General features: G+C 46.0%; 20 protein-coding genes. 12 read left to right on the top strand and 8 right to left on the bottom strand.

Annotated features, from left to right (window positions below; genetic code table 11):
- Nucleotides 1–135 precede the first annotated feature (135 nt).
- Both QUA47_RS04220 and proB read left to right on the top strand, forming a co-directional pair.
- Nucleotides 136–657 carry a YqeG family HAD IIIA-type phosphatase gene (locus QUA47_RS04220; RefSeq protein ID WP_006633331.1) on the top strand — a complete coding sequence of 174 codons (522 nt, stop codon included), beginning with the start codon at nucleotides 136–138 and terminating at the stop codon, nucleotides 655–657.
- Between the two features lie 10 nt (nucleotides 658–667).
- Nucleotides 668–1,777 (top strand): glutamate 5-kinase, encoded by a 1,110-nt coding sequence (proB, locus tag QUA47_RS04225; RefSeq protein WP_333429829.1) that lies wholly within the window; start codon nucleotides 668–670, stop codon nucleotides 1,775–1,777.
- 1 nt (nucleotide 1,778) lies between these two features.
- Here the strand turns inward: proB and QUA47_RS04230 are convergent, their stop codons facing one another.
- Nucleotides 1,779–2,537: a hypothetical protein gene (locus QUA47_RS04230; RefSeq protein ID WP_333429830.1), complete on the bottom strand. Its 759-nt coding sequence runs from the start codon at nucleotides 2,535–2,537 to the stop codon at nucleotides 1,779–1,781.
- A gap of 637 nt (nucleotides 2,538–3,174) precedes the next feature.
- Here QUA47_RS04230 and ndk point away from each other — a divergent pair.
- Nucleotides 3,175–3,624: a nucleoside-diphosphate kinase gene (ndk, locus tag QUA47_RS04235; RefSeq protein WP_333286302.1), complete on the top strand. Its 450-nt coding sequence runs from the start codon at nucleotides 3,175–3,177 to the stop codon at nucleotides 3,622–3,624.
- Between the two features lie 153 nt (nucleotides 3,625–3,777).
- Here the strand turns inward: ndk and QUA47_RS04240 are convergent, their stop codons facing one another.
- Nucleotides 3,778–4,524 (bottom strand): creatininase family protein, encoded by a 747-nt coding sequence (locus QUA47_RS04240; RefSeq protein ID WP_333429831.1) that lies wholly within the window; start codon nucleotides 4,522–4,524, stop codon nucleotides 3,778–3,780.
- A 264-nt stretch (nucleotides 4,525–4,788) separates the two neighbouring features.
- On the opposite strand from QUA47_RS04240, the gene QUA47_RS04245 reads away from it, so the two are divergent.
- Together QUA47_RS04245 and QUA47_RS04250 are read left to right on the top strand one after the other, a co-directional pair.
- On the top strand, nucleotides 4,789–4,947 hold the full coding sequence (locus QUA47_RS04245) for a hypothetical protein (RefSeq protein WP_015174720.1): 159 nt from the start codon (nucleotides 4,789–4,791) through the stop codon (nucleotides 4,945–4,947).
- A gap of 111 nt (nucleotides 4,948–5,058) precedes the next feature.
- Nucleotides 5,059–5,799: a response regulator transcription factor gene (locus tag QUA47_RS04250; RefSeq protein WP_190658712.1), complete on the top strand. Its 741-nt coding sequence runs from the start codon at nucleotides 5,059–5,061 to the stop codon at nucleotides 5,797–5,799.
- A gap of 111 nt (nucleotides 5,800–5,910) precedes the next feature.
- On the opposite strand, the gene QUA47_RS04255 is transcribed toward QUA47_RS04250, so the two are convergent.
- The 4 genes from QUA47_RS04255 to QUA47_RS04270 form a co-directional block, all read right to left on the bottom strand.
- Nucleotides 5,911–6,051 carry a hypothetical protein gene (locus QUA47_RS04255; RefSeq protein ID WP_333429832.1) on the bottom strand — a complete coding sequence of 47 codons (141 nt, stop codon included), beginning with the start codon at nucleotides 6,049–6,051 and terminating at the stop codon, nucleotides 5,911–5,913.
- Nucleotides 6,052–6,103: 52 nt separating this feature from the next.
- The gene (locus tag QUA47_RS04260; RefSeq protein ID WP_333429833.1) at nucleotides 6,104–6,943 is read right to left on the bottom strand and encodes a 4'-phosphopantetheinyl transferase superfamily protein; all 840 of its coding nucleotides are present in this window, start codon (nucleotides 6,941–6,943) and stop codon (nucleotides 6,104–6,106) included.
- Nucleotides 6,944–7,077: 134 nt separating this feature from the next.
- On the bottom strand, nucleotides 7,078–8,391 hold the full coding sequence (locus tag QUA47_RS04265; protein ID WP_333429834.1) for a dihydroorotase: 1,314 nt from the start codon (nucleotides 8,389–8,391) through the stop codon (nucleotides 7,078–7,080).
- A gap of 237 nt (nucleotides 8,392–8,628) precedes the next feature.
- Nucleotides 8,629–9,990: a histidine phosphatase family protein gene (locus tag QUA47_RS04270; protein WP_333429835.1), complete on the bottom strand. Its 1,362-nt coding sequence runs from the start codon at nucleotides 9,988–9,990 to the stop codon at nucleotides 8,629–8,631.
- Nucleotides 9,991–10,312: 322 nt separating this feature from the next.
- Here QUA47_RS04270 and QUA47_RS04275 point away from each other — a divergent pair, with 322 nt between their 5' ends.
- The 7 genes from QUA47_RS04275 to QUA47_RS04305 all read left to right on the top strand — a co-directional run bounded on the left by QUA47_RS04275 (nucleotide 10,313) and on the right by QUA47_RS04305 (nucleotide 18,222).
- Complete coding sequence (locus tag QUA47_RS04275; protein ID WP_333429836.1) at nucleotides 10,313–11,905, top strand: type II CAAX endopeptidase family protein; 1,593 nt, start codon at nucleotides 10,313–10,315, stop codon at nucleotides 11,903–11,905.
- 352 nt (nucleotides 11,906–12,257) lie between these two features.
- Nucleotides 12,258–12,470 (top strand): hypothetical protein, encoded by a 213-nt coding sequence (locus QUA47_RS04280; RefSeq protein WP_333429837.1) that lies wholly within the window; start codon nucleotides 12,258–12,260, stop codon nucleotides 12,468–12,470.
- Between the two features lie 95 nt (nucleotides 12,471–12,565).
- A complete protein-coding gene (locus QUA47_RS04285) occupies nucleotides 12,566–12,913 on the top strand; it encodes an NINE protein (RefSeq protein WP_333217769.1) in 348 nt (115 codons plus the stop codon).
- 101 nt (nucleotides 12,914–13,014) lie between these two features.
- Entirely contained in the window at nucleotides 13,015–13,719 is a 705-nt protein-coding gene (locus tag QUA47_RS04290; protein WP_333429838.1) for a helix-hairpin-helix domain-containing protein, read from the top strand.
- Between the two features lie 82 nt (nucleotides 13,720–13,801).
- Complete coding sequence (locus QUA47_RS04295) at nucleotides 13,802–14,044, top strand: DUF29 domain-containing protein (protein WP_333429839.1); 243 nt, start codon at nucleotides 13,802–13,804, stop codon at nucleotides 14,042–14,044.
- A gap of 291 nt (nucleotides 14,045–14,335) precedes the next feature.
- Nucleotides 14,336–15,346, top strand: coding sequence for a chlorophyll synthase ChlG (gene chlG, locus QUA47_RS04300; RefSeq protein WP_333429840.1), 1,011 nt, complete (start codon nucleotides 14,336–14,338; stop codon nucleotides 15,344–15,346).
- Nucleotides 15,347–15,585: 239 nt separating this feature from the next.
- Nucleotides 15,586–18,222: a PBP1A family penicillin-binding protein gene (locus QUA47_RS04305; RefSeq protein ID WP_333429841.1), complete on the top strand. Its 2,637-nt coding sequence runs from the start codon at nucleotides 15,586–15,588 to the stop codon at nucleotides 18,220–18,222.
- A gap of 23 nt (nucleotides 18,223–18,245) precedes the next feature.
- On the opposite strand, the gene QUA47_RS04310 is transcribed toward QUA47_RS04305, so the two are convergent.
- Nucleotides 18,246–19,595 (bottom strand): 16S rRNA (cytosine(967)-C(5))-methyltransferase, encoded by a 1,350-nt coding sequence (locus QUA47_RS04310; RefSeq protein WP_333429842.1) that lies wholly within the window; start codon nucleotides 19,593–19,595, stop codon nucleotides 18,246–18,248.
- Nucleotides 19,596–19,670: 75 nt separating this feature from the next.
- Nucleotides 19,671–20,587, bottom strand: a 917-nt coding sequence (locus QUA47_RS04315; protein WP_333429843.1) for a tetratricopeptide repeat protein, incomplete at its 5' end; no start/stop codon positions are given.

A 20,587-nucleotide genomic window follows, 5' to 3' on the forward strand; every position in this document is an offset into this window, starting at 1 on the left:
ATGACTAATACAAAAGTAAAAAGTCAAAAGTCACAAAGCAAAAGCAATAATTATTCACTTTTGATTTTTTACTTTTTTAATCTTTAACTTCCAATTTCTTATTTCTCAATCTAAAACCTAAAATCTAAAATCATTATGACTTGGGGTAAAATACTACAGCCTGACTTAGTTCTCGGCGATTCAGTCATGAAGTTAACGGCTGATATTCTGCAGAAATATAATATTAAAGGATTAGTTTTGGATGTGGACGAAACTCTCGTTCCCATTACAGCAATGAATGCTTCTCCTGAACTCACCCTGTGGGTGGAAGAAATAAAACCCGTGGTATCGCTGTGGTTGGCGAGCAATAATTTAAGTCAGACTCGGATCGGTCGGATTGCTGAGTCTTTGAATCTACCCTACATCACGGGTGCGGCTAAGCCGTCGCGCCGCAAGTTGCGAAAGGCTATTAATGCAATGAATTTGCCGGTGGAACAGGTGGCGATGGTGGGCGATCGACTTTTTACTGATGTTTTGGCAGGCAATCGTTTGGGTATGTTTACTATTTTAGTGGAACCAATGGTTGATGCTGGGTATGCGCTTCGCAAGTATCCGGTGCGCTCTTTTGAAGTTTGGGTTTCTCAAGCTTTGGGGGCTTCTCTTGATAGCAGAAATTAGAAAGATTTAAATGACTCAAACTATTGTTGTTAAAATAGGAACTTCGACGCTGACTCGATCGACTACGGGAAAGTTAGCTCTTTCAACTATTGGTGCATTGGTCGAAATTTTAGCTGATTTGCAGCAGCAAGGCCATCGAGTAGTTTTGGTTTCTTCGGGTGCGGTTGGAGTTGGCTGCGCGCGCTTGGGTTTGACGGAACGCCCGCGAAACATGGCTATGAAACAGGCTGTGGCGGCTGTGGGCCAAGGGCGGCTGATGCGGGTGTACGATGATTTGTTTACTACTCTGCAACAGCCGATCGCTCAAGTATTGCTCACCAGGGGCGATTTAGTGCAGCGTAACGGTTATGTTAACGCTTGCAATACTTTTCAGCAACTGCTCAGGTTGGGCGTGATTCCGATCGTCAATGAAAACGATACAGTAGCGGTAGATGAACTCAAATTTGGCGATAACGATACGCTTTCGGCGCTAGTAGCGAGTTTGGTAGAAGCAGATTGGTTGTTTGTACTCACAGATGTCGATCGGCTGTATTCCGCCGATCCGCGCAGCAATCCCGACGCGCAGCCGATCGCCCTAGTCCAAAGTATGGCACAGCTCACAGAATTTCAGGTGCAAACAGGAGATTCCCGCAGCGGTTGGGGAACCGGCGGTATGGTGACAAAAATTGAAGCGGCGAGAATAGCAACTGCATCGGGAGTGCGTACAGTCATCACTGACGGCTGCTTTCCTGGTAATATCGAGAAAATACTCAACGGAGAGTCGATCGGCACTCAATTTGAGCCTCAACCGCGCCCTGTAAACGCTCGCAAACACTGGATAGCTAACGTGCTAATTCCGGCAGGGAAACTATATTTAGACGCGGGTGCTGTCAAGGCAATTTCCCAGGGCGGAAAATCGCTTTTAGCTGCGGGTATTGCTCAAGTAGAAGGAGAATTTCAAGCTGATGATTCCGTGCAGTTGTGCGACGCAACGGGCAAGCAAATTGCTAGAGGACTTGTGAATTATAGCAGTTTAGAATTGAGACAAATCCAGGGCTGCAAGTCCGAGAAAATTGCTGAGATTTTAGGCTATGCAGGCGTAGAAACGGCGGTACACCGAGATAATTTAGTGATTGTTTAAACTAACAGATATCGAGACAGTCGATCGCGCAATGAGCAAAGGCAGAAATTGAGGATATTTGCAGCACAGTCTTGCAAGAATTTGTTTGGCTGTGTCGGAACAGCTCATTCATCGCTTCTGTAAACAGTTCAAATACATTTTGTGCTAATTCTAAAGCTGCTTGGCATTCCGCATTAGTAAGTTTGATCTCTGCTACAAGTTGCAACATCTCTGGCGCGTTTAAAATGTGATAATTTTCTAAACCCCCATAATCTCCTCCCAAATCAACAGATTCTTTTTGGGTAATTGGCTGTAATTCTTTTACCACTGCTAGCGCCGCTTCAAAAAAAACTTGGGCCGTTCCTTCGAGGGCTTCCACTAACACCAGTTTCTGAATGGGAGACGCTTTCCAAGCGTAGCGTTCGAGCACTGAACAAAGCGATCGAGTTTTTTTAGTTTCTTCACCCCAAAGCAGTCGGAAATCGCCGTAACTCATTAATTGGTTTAAGCCCAGTTCCTCTAGGTATTCTAGATAGTCGTGCCAGTAATAATTTTTTTTATAAGTATATTTATTAACGAGTTCCTGAACTTTGCTATTACTAGAAGATTCTCGCAGTACATATTTATTTAAATCGATCAATCCCACAGCCAAAGGAGCGAGTACAGGTGCAAAAATTAGTCGTTGATTCGCGTGAATATGTTTATTGGCTAGAAAGTCAAACAAGGGCAGTTTTGCAAACTCTTGCTTTTTGGGTTCAATGAATGCTACAATGGCTTTCATACTTTTTTCGCCTGAATAGTTGCTGTCAAGATAATCTTCATACATCCGTTAATTATCTATATTTTCGAGCCTAAATAATTGTGTTTATTATCATACATATTTGTATTTTAGATCATAGGTAAGAGTGTTTGCAGTCACAGGAAACTGTGACTTGTATCATAGTGTGCCAGAAGTTCGAGCATCTTGTTCGCTAGAGATAAAATGTTCTACATTTAGATTGGATATTTCGGGCGTTGCTCAAAGCCACCCCACAAGAGTTTGATTATTTATTTACAGGCAATTTAAAGGCTGAGTAGCTTATATAGGCAACTGAGCATTCTGCTCGAACTGCTAAAAAATGCTTTTAACAGAATCGGGATGCTCTCTGCAAATTAGTCCTAGACGCATAAGAGTCTCGAAACCTGGTTTATTCGGAGATTCATCGCTGCTCACAAAAATTTTTCTGAGAAACCCGGTTTCTTTAACCGTTGCTTTTATTGCTTCTTCCCTCTTTTCTCTTCCCTCTTCTTATGCCTTCTTCCTTCTTCCTGCGGCCATAAGTCTCCAAATGACAATTTCCAATTCTCAGAATTGCCTTTAGGTGCGTTCTGAGTTACTCTATCTTTTGGATCAGTTAACACAATTATAGGAGTTAATCTTGGAACGGACTTTTTTAGCGATTAAGCCCGACGGCGTACAGCGCGGACTCGTCGGCGAAATTATCGGTCGTTTTGAAGCCAAAGGCTTTAAGCTAGTTGGCATGAAGCTAATCACGGCGAGTCGCGAACTTGCCGAACAGCATTATGGCGTACATAAAGAAAGACCATTTTTTGCGGGACTGGTAGACTTCATCACTTCCGGGCCGATGGTGGCGATGGTGTGGGAAGGCGACGGCGTTGTGGCCTCGGCGAGGAAAATGATTGGCGCAACAAATCCTCTGAATTCAGAACCGGGGACAATTCGCGGCGATTTGGCTGTGAATGTGGGTCGCAATATTATTCATGGTTCTGATGCTGTGGAAACTGCCAATGCGGAAATTAGCCTTTGGTTCAAGGAAGAAGAATTGAGTGCTTGGACACCTTGTTTAACTCCTTGGATTGTGGAGTAATTTTGATATTCTCCCGATGGTTAATCGGGAGATATAGCTTTTCTCAGATACATGAAATATCATGTCGCTGACTCACTCATAACGGTAAAATATAGAAGAGTTTGACATTTTTACTCGTTGCCAAGCTATTTCTGTTAATGAGAATAAAAAACGTTAATCGGAATTTAAAAACTCCAAATAATTATTAGTCAATTCTTTGACTGCTAATTCGTAAAACTGCTGACCGTGTTCGGGGGTTGCTAAGCCCGGATTTGAACCCATTCTCCCGTCGGGAAATCGGCGGCGGAAGTCAGCAGCACCGTAAATTTTGTGTCCGGAACCGAATTCTTCCGAAAGCGGAGCTTGCTTGATTGCTTCTGGATAAAGATAGTGGGTTAAGGCGACTTCGCTGGGGGTGGCGTGGGAACCTTCTTGGTTTCCGTATAATTCTTTTGCTAGTTGGTAAACTGAACCGCACATGAACCAATTGCCGATTTGACACTGGATTCGATCGGCATTTGGTAAATTTAAGTCTGACAAATGCGCGTATGTCTCGGAAAATGCTGCTTTCATTGTCGCAATGTTGCCACCATGACCGTTAATGAAGAAATATTTCTCAAATCCCGCTTTTGCCAAAGATGTGATATAGTCCCTGATTACCAATATCAGGGTCTGCGGTCGGAAGCTGATTGTGCCGGGAAAGCTGGTGTGGTGCAAAGCCATCCCGACATTAATTGTCGGGCCGATTAAGGCATTGGCAGCTTCGCCGACACCGCGGGCGATCGCCTCGGCAGCAATGGCGTCAGTCCCGATCAAGCCGGTGGGCCCGTGCTGTTCGGTGGAGCCGATCGGGATAATTATGCCTCGGGAGCTTTGGAGATAAGCTTCTACCTCGGGCCAGGTACTCAAATGCAGCAACATGATAGGCAGTCTACAGAATTTTTACTTGCTATCGTCGATCGTAGCCGGCACGGGAAGAAAAAGGAATTTCGGCAAACTTATTATTGTATTCTTAAAAAAAGCTCTACATTCCCATCCGACCTTTACCGTTATATTACTTAACGTTAATAATTTAACCATTTGATGGCCAAAACTTTACCTTTTAATAACCTTTTAAGAGTAGTATAACTAGCATATCCCTTTAGATTGGGTGTTACGTGGTCAATTAACAGCGGGCAATGTTTTATGAAATTAACACCGACCCCGAAAAATGACCAAACTTCTGTGGCCTGGACGCAGGCAGACAGCGCAGTTCCGGCAACTGCTCTACGGCTGTATTCCTTACACGAGCAAGTAGCAAAGGTCGAGCGCGTGTCTGTGGGATGGACTGGCGAAAGATTCTAAGCGATCGAACTTTCTGGCGATCGTACAAGCGATCGCAGCGCGAGAGTACCTCAGCTACTGAAGAAGGTACCTCGCGGTAGCCACATACAAACATCACTCCCACTTATATTTATGTCTTCTGCTGAATTAAGCGAAAGTCCTTCAAGGTTGGCTGTTGGACAAGCCGGCCGTATCTTGTTATTGGAAGGTGAAGATCTGTTGCGGGAAATGCTAGCTTTAGCCCTTAAAGAACAGGGCTACGAGGTGGTGGTTACTAGCGACGGGCGCAACGCCCTGCCTTCTGTACAGGCTTCTTCGTCATACCACGGTGAATTGGCCTTTAACCTGTTAATTATGGATTCAATTAACGGTTTGGATCTGTGTCGAATGTTACGGCATCAAGGAAATCCCGTCCCTATTTTGATTATCGGTGCTAGAGGAAGTGCCAACAATTGCGCTTTTTACCTCGAAGCCGGATCGGATGATTATCTGACCAAGCCTTTTGGAATGCGGGAGTTTATCGCTCGCTGTCGGGCGCTGATGCGGCGCCAGCGCCTCGGTCGGTTACCGGAACCGAGGACGCTGCAATATAAGAGCATAACTCTGTATCCTGAAGAGTGCCGGGTGTTGGTTCGTGGTCTGGAAGTGAAATTTTCTCCTAAACAGTTTCGCTTACTAGAACTATTTATGAGTTATCCCCGGCGAGTTTGGTCTCGCGATCAGTTGCTAGAAAAAATTTGGGGCCAAGATTTTATCGGAGACAGCAAAACAGTTGACGTTCACATCCGCTGGCTACGCGAAAAGTTGGAAATAGATCCGGGCCAACCGGAATATATCATTACAGTACGTGGGTTCGGCTATCGATTTGGTTAATTTTTTAATCAGTTCTAGGGTTGCAAGTTGCAGCCGAATGGGACGTAAGGACACAACATTTTTGTGTCCTTATTTGTCTGTGTAGGATGCACAATGCAAGAGCTTGAAGGCTCAACCTGTAGACCTATTGTAGCGACCGTTGCCGTTATCTTTTACTCTTGGCGATCGGTATAAACTCACATCTTGCACCATTCTCAAGAACAGGCAAGATGCCTGTTCCACAAAGAGTGAATTTTCTTGTGGAACAGGCATCTTGCCTGTTCATAAAAAGCTTATGGAGAATGGTACAACATTTCAGCATAAATCAAAACTCCCCTGTCCACTCCCAACAATGAAGTTTCGAGGAATCTCCTGCAACCGCAACAGCCGCCACCATATCTGAACTGGGAATTAATTCAATTAAAGACCATCTCGATGCTTCGTCGGGGTTTTCTTCAACATTTAACAGCGCTGCTGGTTCTCCTGGGGCGAGGCTGACATCAAACTGATTCAGGGGAAGAGAAAGTCCTTTACCGACTGCTTTGATATAGGCTTCCTTGCGAGTCCAGCAGGTGAAAAAAGCGCGGGGTTGGAGATGTTCTGGGAGCGAACGCAACACAGTATTTTCTAAGGGTGAAAAAAACTTTTCAGCAATCTCCAGACAAGGAAATTTGGGATTGATACCTTCAATATCGACACCAATATCTCGATTTTTGGTAATAGCAATTAGAGCCATGTTCCCTGAGTGAGACAAATTGAAACGCAGGGTATTTCCCCCTTGGGCGGCGATGAGAGAGGGTTTGCCGTAGGGATTGTAGTCAAAGCGCAAAATGTGAGAATTTATGTTAAGATAGCGACTCAGAATCGCTCTCAGCGCGCCACGACTGACAATAAATTGCGATCGACCTTTTGCAAACCGAAAACCCTCAGCTTTTGTCCGCTCGTCGGTAGAGAGAGTCTGTTGTAAACTCTGCAAGCAAGATTCTGTTTGAGCTAGAGAGACTCGCCAAACATGAATTTCGCCCAGATCCAATGTCAAGTCTTGCGGTGGATAATTCCACGAATCAAAAGCAGTAATCATGTATTTATAGCCTTTCTCAGTAACATGAGGTGCTCTGGCGGGCATAGGGCATAGGGCATCAGTTGCGATCGGTGTGTACCTCATTTTATTGAGAATTGCTATATCTTCTTTTCTGAGTCACCTCATCTAGCATTCGCAGAAACAGGCATCTTGCCTGTTCTACTTTTAGAAACAGGCAAGATGCCTGTTCTACAACAGATGAATTTCAATCGCAAGAATTAATAAATCCAGCTTTGTACAACTTTTCCCGCTAATTGCTGTCCCAACCAAGGCGTATTTGCCGATCGTGACTTCAGACTTGACCCGTCAACAGTCCAACTCATTTCCGGGTCGAACAAAATCAGCTCTGCAGAGACTCCCCGTGCAACCGTGGCGGGGGTTTGTCCGAGACAAACGGCAGGGCCTGCGCTCAAAACTCGCCACAGTTCTAAAGCCGAAAATTCCCCTGTTTCTACCAGTCTGTGCCACAGTAAAGGCAAAGCTAATTCCAAGCCGATCGCCCCGGGCGGACTATCAGCAAAAGCCACAGTTTTCTCCTCATAAGTATGGGCGTTGTGGTCGATCGCGATCGCATCAATTACCCCATCTTTCACAGCTTGAATCAGCGCTAATTGGTCGCTGAGATTGCCCAACGGCGGTTCTAGGCGTAAATTCGGGTCGTAGGGCAACGAAGCAGTCAGAGCATTTTTCCCGCCGGAATCTTTAGAGTTTCCTGAAATGGCCCCGACATTCAACAGCAAGTGCATCCAAGTCACACTCGCAGTCACCGGCAAACCCCGCGCCTTGGCATCTCGAATCAATTCCACGCTGCGCGCCGTAGAAACGCGCATAAGGTGCACCGGAGTGCCTGCAGATGCCACCAACTCCAGAATGGCAGCCAAAGACGCAGTTTCCGCACTCGCCGGAATTCCAGGCAAACCCAAGCGCACCGACATCGCACCCTCTCTCACCGCGCCATTTCCTGCCAAAGTTTGATCGCACGGCCACAAAGCCACAGATTTGCCCAAAGGCTTGATATACTCCAGCAAACGCCTCACCAGAGCCGGATTAGACAGCGCCAAACCGTCTGCAAAACCTACCACTGGACAGGAGGCCAGCTCGCCCAACTCTGCCATCTGCTGCCCTTTAACGCCCGCTGTCAGCGCTCCCCAAAAATACAAGCGGGGCAGCCCGGGCGACAAATTGCGGATATGTTGCTGCAACAAAGCTAAACCGGCCAAATTGTCAATAGGTGGCGAGGTATCCGGCAAAATCGCCACTCGCGTAAAACCCCCAGCCGCCGCAGCCTGCATCAAAGATTCGAGCGTTTCCCGCTCCTCAAAACCCGGTTCTCCGCTGTGACTGTAGATATCAGTTAACCCCGGCCCCAAAATCAGTCCCTGGCAATCCCGCACTTCCGTGTCAGCGGGAAACTCAGCAATTTTTTCCTCAACTGCTTTGATATCACCTTCAGCAATCAGAATATCAGCGATGCGATCGCTCCCTGAAACTGGATCTAGCACTCGTACATTTTGTAGCAGTTCGCGGCTCATATAGCAGAAGGAAGAAGGAAGAAGGAAGAAGGAAGGAGGAAGAAGGAAGAAGGAAGAAGGAAGGAGGAAGAAGGAAGAAGGAAGAAGGAAGAAGCAATCCACCGCATAAGTTTCAGCAAGTAAGAACTTCCTAAATGTGGGGGGCAGTTGCTATAAAAATTCCAACATTTTTCAGGCGGGCGAAGCGTAGCGGTGGGCGTTCCTTCCGCTACGGGTTCGCGCCCAGCACTTTACTAATTACAGTGCTCCTGCGGCTGTTTGGTCAAAAACGCCGCCGCTCAAATGAGTTGTCACATTCATCGCCTGCAATACCGGCAAACCATCGGGGCCGTGGGGATAATCAATCACGCTAACGGCTCCGTTTCCTTGTTTGAATTTCCAGAAATGTTCGGGTTCCAAACCGAATAGGTGGCAGAGAATTGCTTTGTTAATGGCATCGTGAGCAACGACAATCCCAGTACCAGAAACAGATTGTACTATTTCTCGCCAAGCTGCGATCGCCCGAGTCCAAACGTGCTGCAAATTCTCTCCTTCGGGCATTTGCACTGTTTCAGGAGATGTTTTCCATTCCTGTAGCAAACCCGGATAGGATTGTTCTATTTCTGATTCAAACTTTCCTTCCCAAAGTCCGTGGCTGATTTCTCTTAGCTCATCGCGGAGTTCCAGTTGCAAACCGCCGTGATATTTGAGAATAATTTCTGCAGTTTCTTTCGGGCGCAGCATCGAACTGCTGATCGCAAAATCCAATTTTACGTCCTTCAGAAATTCTGCCGCCCGCCGGGATTGTTCGCGGCCGTTATCGTTGAGAGGCACGTCAATCTGCCCCTGAAATTTACCTGCTTTATTCCAGTCGGTTTCGCCGTGACGCACCAGCAACAAGCGCGGGCCTTGGTGTCCGTCCCTCGGTTTGGGGAAAATTTCCCCGGTATGGGAAGTTAAATTCACCGACTCTAATTGAACTGCAACTTTCTTTTTTGGCTCTCCGAGTTCGTCGTTGGTAACAGGGGAAGTTCCAAAATTAATGATGCTAATTCCGCAATTAGACTGTTGAATTGATTGGTAGTAATCCGGGGTAATTTCCGACGCGGTGGCGATGAGAGCCCGGTTGATTCCGTTGTGACCTATTACTAGAATTGTGCCGTCTTGGTGGCGCGATAAAAGTTCTTGCCAAAAGTGTCGGGCGTTAGCAAAAATTGCTAATACGGGAAAGTGTTCGATTTCTCCGTCAGCAGATGGCAGTTTCATGGAAAATTTGTCTGGCTGTTTTTGCCACTGCTGATATGCTTCGGGGAATTTGTCGATCGCATCTTGGCGCAGCATTCCTTCCCACAGAGGCAAATCGATTTCCATCAAATTATCAGTTGGCTGGAGTTGTGGCGGATTTGTCAAGCGCGACAGGATGATTTCCGCTGTTTCTTTTGCTCGTTGCAGGGGACTGGTATAGGCGGCATCAAAGGCGATACTGCTGAGTGTGTCGCCTACTTGCAGGGCGGTGTTGCGGCCTGCTTCTGTCAAAATCGATTTATCCAGGCGGCCTTGGATGCGGCGTTCTTGATTGTAGGTACTTTTGCCGTGACGGACTAAGATAATGCGAGTCATTCGATTTTAGATTTTAGATTTTAGATTTTAGATTTAGCCTGCTACCCCGCTGCGGTGGCGCCCTGCGGATATTACCTCATACATCGCGGGTGTTTATGCCGCACTACTCGTGTAGGGTGCGCCATAAGCACCGTTGGGCTAAGGTGTGAACCTTATGTATACATGGCGGAGCGAGGATTTGTGGCGTAAGTCTTGTTGAGGCGAGTCAAAAAGATGAGCCAGTGAAATTTTACCAGTTGTCGGGATACTCTCGTCTGCAACGACCTATGATTAAAGACGGAAAAGATTTAGCCACGGATTCGCGCGGGACGGAAAAGCAGGAATGACACTGAAGCGGGTTATTTTAGGTATTTTAACGGCGATCGCGATCGCCATGGTCGGTTTATCTTTACTTGCTAGTTGGAATCAGCCGCAAATTCAAAGCCGGCTGGAACTCTACCAGACAAATTTGCTGCTGCACGCCTCGGAGTGGCAAGGAGAAAATAATCAGAGTGCTAATTTAAGTTCGGCGCGCAACAATATTGTCGGTGCAGATCCTTTGAATACGGCTTTGACACAATATAAAGAAGCGCGAGACTCGACTCGCAAAACTCTCGAAACAACTCAATCACAATTTAAAGTAATTGAGTCTGCCATCGCCTCTAATTCGGCTGATAATACTCTGAATTTGGCTCAAAACAAGGCTTTGTCAGAGTCTATCGATCAACAGTCAGTGGTGCTAAACGAACTTGACTTGCGCTTGGGAATTTTGCAGGCAAGCAGTGGCAAAACTGAGGCGGCTCTCCAAACTTGGACAAATTTAGTTGAGCGCTACAAAACTCAAATAGATTACGACTCTTCGGTGGTAACTGCTCAAGTTTTAACTGGAATTTGGAGCAATCCGGCTCAACTGCTGCCGGATGCCGAGCCGCGCATTCAAAAGTCTTTGGATGGCTGGTTTCGCTATCGCGCTCTAGCTCAACTTTACAAGCTGCAAGAACGTTCTAAAGAGCTGGCGGCGCTGCAAGCAGCAGAGCAAGTAACGGCCCAGCAAGCTGTAGAAAAGTTGGCAATTATAGTTGGCGTTCCGGCGATCGCACTTTGTATTGGCACGGTTTTGCTGGTTGGTTTGACCGTGCAGTGGTTGTTGCAGCGGAAGCAGTTAGATACAGCAGGTTCCGGCCCGGTGTTGGCGCGAAATGCGAGCTTGACTTGGGATGTGCCTTGGGACGGCGAGATTGTTTGGCAGGTACTTGTGGTCGGCTTTTTCTTTGTCGGGCAAATCTTGATTCCCTATTTGTTGCTGCCTGTTTCTCTGGCTGTTTTAAAACTCAATCCTGCTACTTTTGACCCCCGCGGCAAGGCTTTTTATATCTTTGCTACTTATTTGTTGCTGTCGGGTGGGGGGCTTTCGGTACTGTATTTTTCGGTCAAGTCTTTTTTGCCTTTGCCGGAAGGTTGGTTTCGGATTAATTGGCGGGGAAGTTGGTTTTTGTGGGGATTTGGCGGCTATTTTGTTGCTTTGCCTTTGGTAGTTTTGGTGTCGCTGATCAATCAGCAATTTTGGCAGGGACAAGGTGGCAGTAATCCGATTTTGCCGATCGTTCTTGAAGGTAGGGACAACGTGGCTTTGGCGGTGTTTTTCGGCACTGCTGCGATCGCGGCTCCGGTTTTTGAGGAAATCGTGTTTCGAGGCTTTCTGCTGCCTTCTCTGACTCGCTATTTGCCTGTTTGGGGGGCGATCGCAGCTTCTGCTTTCTTGTTTGCGGTGGCTCACTTGAGTGTCTCTGAGATTCTGCCTTTGGCGACTTTGGGTGCGGTTTTGGGGTTTGTGTATACGCGATCGCGCAATCTCCTTGCTCCTATGCTTCTCCACAGTCTTTGGAACAGCGGTACTCTCCTGAGTCTGTTTCTTTTGGGCGGCGGCGCGAGTTAATTCGGGCGGTTGTTAATAATTGTGAATTAACCGATTTTTTTTGACAGCGATCGTCAGGGCGATCGACTCTTGCCAAAAACAGCACTAGGGTGTTCGGTGCGCCCCTTATATCTAGCCCGGTAAAATAACCCGAATTCCTATAGGGGCGGGTTCACCCTAATCTGTAATATCAGCAACAGATCCAGATCTGCCCGCCCGGGCCCCTCACTTTAGCGGAAAAATAGGGTTTAACATGGAAGTAATATCTTGTCGGCTGATGATTGAGAAACTGACCCGGGCGATCGCACCAAGGGGAAGTTGACAATCCGGCTAATTTATAGCTAAATTTTAATTTAGGATGAGGCTTAAACCAATGAGCAATTTGAACAGCCGCAAGTTAGAGGGAACGCCGAGTTGGATGCGTTTCGCACCCTACGCAGCCTTAGGTCTTTTAATATTTTCTTTCAATTCAGGCAGCGAACTCAATTATTTCTTGAGAGGCTACTTGGTGATTCTACAGGCTCAAGTCGGTATAGTTGTGCTGTATTTTGCGATGTCTAAGTTTCGCAAAAACCCAAATAAATGAGTAAAAATTAGTAAGATTACTTATGTCGATCGTTAAACGTAGAGAGTTAAAGGTCGAGCGCGAAAGTTAAAATAAAAAAAATGGGGAAAGTAAAAATGGTAAAAGATAAAAGCGTAGCAGTTGTGTTAGCTTTCTTTGTTGGAGGTTTCGGAGTTCACAAATTTTATTTGGGGAATAACTTAGCAGGGGTATTATACTTGCTATTTTCTTGGACATTAATTCCGTCAGTGATCGCATTTTTCGATTTTATTGGCCTGCTGCTGATGTCGGAACAAGCTTTTCAGGTACAGTACAATGGCGGAAGCTTGCCGTCTGGGTATGCCCTCAGAGCGGCAAAAGATGTTACTGGGGCGATCGGCGAATTGAAAAAACTTTACGATATGGGCGCAATTACGGCCGAAGAATATGAAGAAAAACGCCAAAAACTGTTGCGAGAATTGTAATTAAGAAGGAAGAAGGAAGAAGGAAGAAGAAAGCCCACTCTTAAAAAAGTGGGAGTGACATAAGAAAGTGTGAGAACACAACTATTTAAGGATAAAATAAAGTGTCTCAAGATTTATACTGGCTGCGTCAAACTCCAAATTGGGTGTGGTATGCTTTTATTCCCTACTTCGGCGGATTGGCGATCGCCTATGCAGGCCAAAAGTCAAATATTCGTAGTTGGATGGGATGGGGTGTTGCAATTACTTTAGCAGCACTAGCGGTATCTTCTTCAACTAATTTGGGTACGATCGTGTGGATTGCTCAAATTGTTACTGCTTTTAGTTTGAAAAAGCGCTATCTGATCAAAACCGCACCCAGAGGTATACTGGTTCCTGCAACTGCGACGAATGCCGAAGAACTAGCAAACGTGCGCGGCAAAATAGATATTAACGAGTGTACCAAAGACGATATGGTCAGAATCTTGGGTTTGCCGATCGTCTACGCCAACGATATTGAATCTTTGCAAAACGAAGGCTACATTTTTACCCACGCCGAAGAGTTATCAGAAATAGCCGGAGTTCCCGAAAGCCACGTCAGACGCATCGCCCCGATGATTTGCTTCAGCTACAATTATCAAAAAGAATTGCAGTTTACTTGGAAACGGTTAAACATTCTTTCGCCGGAAGAGTTGATCGCCAGCGGTTTAGATCGGACTGTGGCGGAAAAAATAGTTAGAGAAAGGCAGAGAAAGGGCGCTTACAAATCCGTTGTCGAAGTCAAGCGGCGGACAGGACTGCCTTTTGATTCCTATCGCCATATTTGTTAATTTGCAGTTGTTAGTACGAACAGCTTATGACAACAAAATTAGAAGTTGACCGAGAAGAAGTGTATGATACAGATTACCTCCGATGGGCGGTAGTTGGAAAGGCAGCATTGTCCAATATCGCAGACGCCTTCGCAAAACTTTGAAAGATTCCCCCAGTCTCAAACCCTATCTTGAAGAGGTGTTGGCTGAATGCTATGCGAATGCAGCAGAACAAGCAAGGGATGAAACTGGATTGCTTGTAGAGACGTTTCCGCAATTATGTATCTACACTTCTGTCGAGGTTCTAGATTCTGATTTTCTGCCAGATGAGATAATTCAAGGGTAGCAGGGCAAAAAACTCGATCGCCTCCTGGTAATTGACATTAAATGCACGGGCTGGCAAAAATCTCCCCCAGAAGGCGGGCTCAGCGAAATTATAAAAAAAGTATTTATCCTCTTGACATTTTCACAAAAAAATGATATTTCAGTATATTGTGAAACTCCTACTTTTCCCTAGCATCAACTCCAAGCCCGGGTAAGTTTTCAAGAATCTGTCTTAAATATCAGTGGTAAGCTATCTGAATTATTATTGAAATGCAAAACGACACAATAGTAGCAGTACCGCTAACATCAAATTATGTCTGACTCTCCTCCATCCCAAATCTCCCCAGAAGCAACACCGGAAAGTGCTGCTACCGAAAACCGCAGTGCCAAAACTAGGCAACTGTTGGGCATGAAAGGGGCCGCTAGCGGAGAAACTTCTATCTGGAAGATTCGCTTGCAATTGATGAAACCGATTACCTGGATTCCCTTAATTTGGGGCGTGGTGTGCGGGGCTGCGTCTTCTGGAAACTATGTTTGGAACCTAGAGAATTTCTTGATCGCAGCAGCTTGTATGTTGATGTCAGGGCCGTTGCTGGCCGGGTACACTCAAACTTTGAACGATTTTTACGATCGCGACATCGACGCCATTAACGAGCCCTACCGTCCAATTCCCTCCGGTATCATCTCGATTCCCCAAGTAGTAACGCAAATTTTGGTATTATTAGCCGCTGGGATTGGGGTGGCTTATGCTCTAGACTTGTGGGCGGGTCATGAATTCCCGATAATGACTGTTTTGACTCTCGGCGGCGCGTTTCTAGCTTATATCTACTCTGCGCCCCCGCTGAAACTCAAGCAGAATGGCTGGTTGGGAAATTATGCCCTGGGTGCTAGTTACATTGCCCTGCCTTGGTGGGCTGGTCAAGCTTTGTTTGGTACACTAGATCCCACAATTATGATTTTGACCCTGTTTTACAGTTTGGCAGGGCTGGGAATTGCGATCGTCAATGATTTCAAAAGTGTCGAAGGCGATCGGCAATTAGGGTTAAAATCTTTGCCAGTGATGTTTGGCATCAGCACAGCAGCTTGGATTTGCGTGTTAATGATCGACATCTTTCAAGCTGGGATTGCAGGCTACCTGATCAGCATCCACCAAAACCTTTACGCTGTCATTCTGCTGCTGCTGATAATTCCCCAAATTACTTTTCAGGATATGTACTTTTTGCGTAATCCCCTGGAAAATGATGTTAAATATCAGGCAAGTGCTCAGCCTTTCCTGGTTTTGGGTATGCTGGTAGCAGCCTTGGCACTGGGTCATGCGAGTTAAGCAGAGTTTTGAGGTTTGAGTTAAAAAATTTTGAATTCAAAAAATCTAATTCACTTCTCAAAAAAATACCAATCTCTGCAGCGTTAAGAAAAGTTTTGAATTTTGAGTTGTGAATTAAAAAGTTTTTAATTCAAAAAATCTAATTCAAGGCAGCGTGTTATTCAAGAAAAAATGTCGAATTAAAAATTAAGAATTTAAAAAGGCTAGCTTTTTTAATTTTTAATTTTTAATCGGACTTGATGAGGTTTGAAGGTCTGAACGTGGCAGAATTTTTCTCAAATATCAAAGATACATTGAGCAAAGTCACTAACGCAATAAGCGGTAATTCCGATCGAGAACCGCCGAAGGCTGCGAAGGGTAATAAGCTCAACTCGCCGGAATCGGAGGCGGAATTTTCTACACGGACAAGGGATGAGCGAGCGGAGTATGTGGTATCAGAAGATGCTGCACCTCTAGAAGAGTCAGAATATTTGGAGTCAGAATATTTAGACTCAGAATATTTAGAGCCCGAATACGCTCGATATCCAATAGTCAAGCGCGATTGGGAAGGGTTGAAGCGCTTAATCGCTTGGTTGGAAATTGAACCTCAAGTTACTAGCTTGCAAACCAAGGGAAAAGAATTGCTGCGGCCGGGATTAGGTTTGGGGGGAACTAAATCACCCCAAAAATCCGATAGTAGCAAATTGCCGGAAAAGAGGGCATCGCAGAACACCGAACTGCAGAGACATACGGAACTACAGGAAATTAGCGCACCCCAGGAAATTAGCGCACCGCAGGAAATTAGCACACCGCAGGAAAATAGGGCACCGCAGGAAAATACTAAAAAACGGATCTCCCGCCGCCCTAGATTTTGGATAAGTTTAGGTGTTGTCAGTATAGGCGGGGGCGCTTTAATCTACGGTTTATGGATTTTGTACGCCTTAGACAAAGGTTTGCCGGATGTTAACGATTTGTCAGCCTTTAACCGCGACGGAACGCTGACAATTAAGGCAGCAGATAATACGATTTTGTTGCAGTCGGGGCCTGCAACTAGAGATAAACTGAAACTTAAAGAAATTCCCGAACAGTTGGTTAAAGCTTTTATTGCCATAGAAGACCGCCGTTTTTACAAACATCGCGGGGTGGATTATCAAGGTATTGTGCGCTCCATTGTTTCTAATTTGATAGAAAGAGATGTAGTGCAGGGTGGCAGTACAATTACGCAACAATTGGCTCGCGTTGTTTTTCTTAATCAGGAAAGAAGTATTAGGCGGAAAGTCCGGGAAGCTCTTTTAGCTCAGAAAATAGAGCGAGAGTTGAGTAAAGACCAAGTTTTAGAACGGTATTTAAATCTGGTTTATTTGGGTTCGGATGCTTACGGGGTGGCAGATGCGGCTTGGGTTTTCTTTAGCAAAACAGTTGATAAATTAACTTTGGCAGAGATGGCAACTTTGGCCGGTTTGCCGCCGGCACCGAGCGAATATTCGCCTTTGGTTAATCCGGATATGGCTAAGAAACGCCGCAATCTTGTGCTGCAACAAATGCAGGAAGCGAAGGTAATTACAGAGGCTGAGGCGAAGCAGGCGATGGCGCAACCTATTGCGGTTAAACCAAGTGCGCCGAAGCGATTTAAAGTAGTCGCGCCTTATTTTGCTAGTTACATTCGGAAGGAATTGCCGCGCTATGTTTCTCAGGATGCTTTGGAAGCTGGCGGCTTGACTGTTGAGACGACGGTGGATTTGAAGTGGCAGAAAATAGCGGAACAGGTTGTTAAAAATGCGATCGAAGTTGATGGCAGCCGTCAGGGTTTTGAACAGGCCGCTTTAGTTTCTATGGACACTAAGACTGGGGAAGTTAAAGCCCTGGTAGGAGGTGGAAATTTTAAGGAAAGTCAATTTAATCGCGCTACGCAGGCTTTGCGGCAGCCCGGATCGACGTTTAAAGGGTTGGTTTATGCCGCGGCGATGGCGGCTGGTTTTTCTCCCTATGACGGTTACGAAGACGAACCAATTATTATCGACGGCTATCAACCGAATAATTATGGCAAAAAATTTAGCGGTTGGCGATCGATGTCTGATGCTTTGACGCGTTCGGTGAATGTCGTAGCTGTGAAGGTGTTGATGGATGTGGGCTTTGAACCGGCGATCAAATTAGCCCACGATATGGGAATTAAATCGAAATTGAGTCCGATTTATTCCCTGGCTTTGGGTTCTTCGGAGGTAAACTTGCTGGAGTTAACCAATGCTTACGGTACTTTAGCCTCGCAAGGGAATTTTATTGAAGCCCACGGAATTAAGCGGGTGATTAATCAGCGGGGAGATGTGATTTATCAGGCTAATTTTAAACCGAAGCGGGTTTTGGATAAGGATAGTGCTGCGATTACTACTTGGATGTTGGAGGGCGTTGTGCAAGACGGTACGGGGGGGCCTGCTGCTTTAAACGATCGCGCTGTAGCAGGCAAAACTGGTACTTCGGAAAACGTGCGGGATTTGTGGTTTATTGGTTACATTCCGCAGGTGGTGACTGGCGTTTGGTTGGGGAATGATGACAATTATCCCACCTGGGGAACTAGCGGTACGGCGGCTTACAATTGGCGCGATTTTATGAGTCAAGCTGTTAAGGGAATGCCGGTTGAGAAGTTTCCAAAGTTGCCGGAGTTGGAGGGCCGCAAAGGCAGTATTAAGGCAAAACCGGTGGAGCCTAAGAGGATTATTCGGGGGATGATTGTGAATGAGGATGGTGCGATCGTACCGTACAATCCTAATCCTCAACCGAAGTATTACCCACCGCAAGAGCCGGCTTATCAAGAGCCGGCTTATCAAGAGCCTGCTTATCAAGAACCTGCTTATCAAGAGCCTGCTTATGAAGAGCCTGCTTATCAAGAACCGGGATATTAAGCTATCGGTTTGGAGTAAGGAGTTTACTGATTTTTCAAGTGCTTTAGCCTCACCATAAAAAAGCCGTCCATGTGATGTCTGTGGGGCCAAACTTTCACCCATCCTTCGGGTGATGGCTGTACGGGTAAATCAATTGTTGGCAGTTCTATTTGCCAGTGAGGATTGCTGTCTAAGAACGATCGAATAACTGTTTCATTTTCCAAGGGATGAATTGTGCAAGTTGCATAAACTAATACGCCGCCGGACTTGACAAATGTCGCTGCATTTGCTAGTAATTCCGATTGCAGTTGAGATTGTTGTTGAATGTTTTCGGGCGTGTGATGCCAGCGGGCGTCGGCGCGGCGGTGGAGGGTTCCGAGGCCAGAACAAGGTGCGTCTAGTAAAACTCTGTCTGCAAGGTTAACAAACTCTGGGAAATGGCGGCTGTCTCCGGTATGAATTTTAATGGATTTCATCTGGAGTCTGTCTGCATTTTCTTTAAGTTTTTTGAGTCTGCTGGCGGTTTTGTCGCAGGCATAAATAGTGCCTTCATCCTGCATTAATTCGGCGCTGTGGGTGGTTTTTCCCCCCGGTGCGGCGCAGGCGTCGATAATGGTTTCCCCTGGCTGGGGCCCTAGTAAATGGGTGACTAATTGAGCGCTGCTGTCTTGGATTGTCCACCAACCTTCGCTATATCCGGGGAGGTTTTGAATTGCGCCGATGCTGCCATTTAGTCTTAAAGCTTGTGGCAAGTTGGGGATTCTGCTAGTTGAGATGTTGTGGGTTTTGAAGGCAGCTTCAATTTCGGCGATCGAGCTTTTTAAAGGATTGATTCTCAGGTGGATTGTGGGAGATTGGTTGAACCATTCACAGAGTTGTTCGGTTTCGGTTTCGCCTATTTGTTCGATCCACAATTTTACCAGCCATTCGGGGAAGCTGTGCAAAATTCCTAGGCGTTCAACGGTTGATTTATAATTAGTAACTGTTAATGGGTTTAAGTCGTTATCTGTTAAACGGATGTATTGGCGCAACAAACCGTTGACAAAACTGCTGAGTCCTGAAAATCCGTTTTCTTTTGCTAGTTGAACGGTGGTGTTGACGGCGGCGGATGGGGGAATCTGGTTGAGATATTCGAGTTGATATAACCCTAAATGTAGGATGGTGCGGAGTTCGGGTGGTTGTTGGGAGGATTTCTTTGTTGCTAGTTTGTCGATGATGAAGTCGATCGCTCGCATTCTCCTGACACTACCGTAAACTAATTCTGTGACTAAACGCCGATCGAGGTCGTTGAGTTGAGAATTGCCGAAAGCGCGATCGAGTGCGGCATCTGCGAATGCACCGCGGCGGTGGACTTCGCGGAGTGCGAGAAAAGCTATTTGGCGGGGATTTTGCATAACATATTACATAAAAGGACTTACACAATGTTAAGTGTATAGGGTAAATAGCTGCTTATCTAAATTCTAGCTAGTTTAGTTTTCAGCTTGTTCTGGTTTTGTTGACACCAATGGTTCTAATAAATTGCGTTCTTCTATGGGAAGTTCTAGCAAAACTCGTCGGTCGCCCTTTGTTTCCTTATAGCGGACAGCCGCATTCAGCAGGCGGATGGGAATTTGGAATTGTTCGTAGTTGCTGGTTAGTTCTTGCCACAATTCTAACCAAGTGCGGGCGGCTTTGGCGCTTACCATTTCTGACATTAGCGCGGGGATATTTCGCACAATTCCTTGTCCTAAAACTGAGATGACATCGTGCTTGTTGTAAAGTTCGATTAGTGTTTTAATGCGCGTTTTGCATATTGCGATATCGCTGCTGTTGTTGAATAAATTGCGGACGATCGCTTCTGTGTTGTCGATTTCTGTCATGTCCGCTTGAGTAAAGCGATCGATCGCATCGTCTAAGGCTGTAATACCTTCATCCCATTGATTCAGCGCTAGTAAAGACTCAGCGCGGTTGAAAAAGGCATACCAATTTGGAAAACCGAGTTCGATCGCTTTTTCGAGGGATATTAGTGCTTGGTCATATCGCCCAAGTCGGCACAGTACCCAGCCTCGATTATTCCAAGCAGTGTCATTTTGCTCATCCACTTCAATCATCTTGTTGAAGGAAAGTAGCGCTTCTTCGCAATATTCTTGTTTGCCTAGAAAATAGCCTTGTTTTCCCAGAATGTAACCTCGCTTACACCAAGCCCACTGATCATTGGCATCAAGTTCGATCGCCTGATCGTAAGATTCTAAAGCTTCATCGTAGCGTTTGAGGTTGTTTAGTACATCGCCTCGATTAGCCCAAGCCCACTTATAATTGGCATCTAGTTTGATCGCCTGATCGTAAGATTCTAAAGCTTCATCGTAGCGTTTGAGGTTGTTTAGTACATCGCCTCGATTAGCCCAAG

Source organism: Microcoleus sp. MON2_D5, from assembly GCF_036701905.1.
Taxonomy (GTDB): domain Bacteria; phylum Cyanobacteriota; class Cyanobacteriia; order Cyanobacteriales; family Microcoleaceae; genus Microcoleus.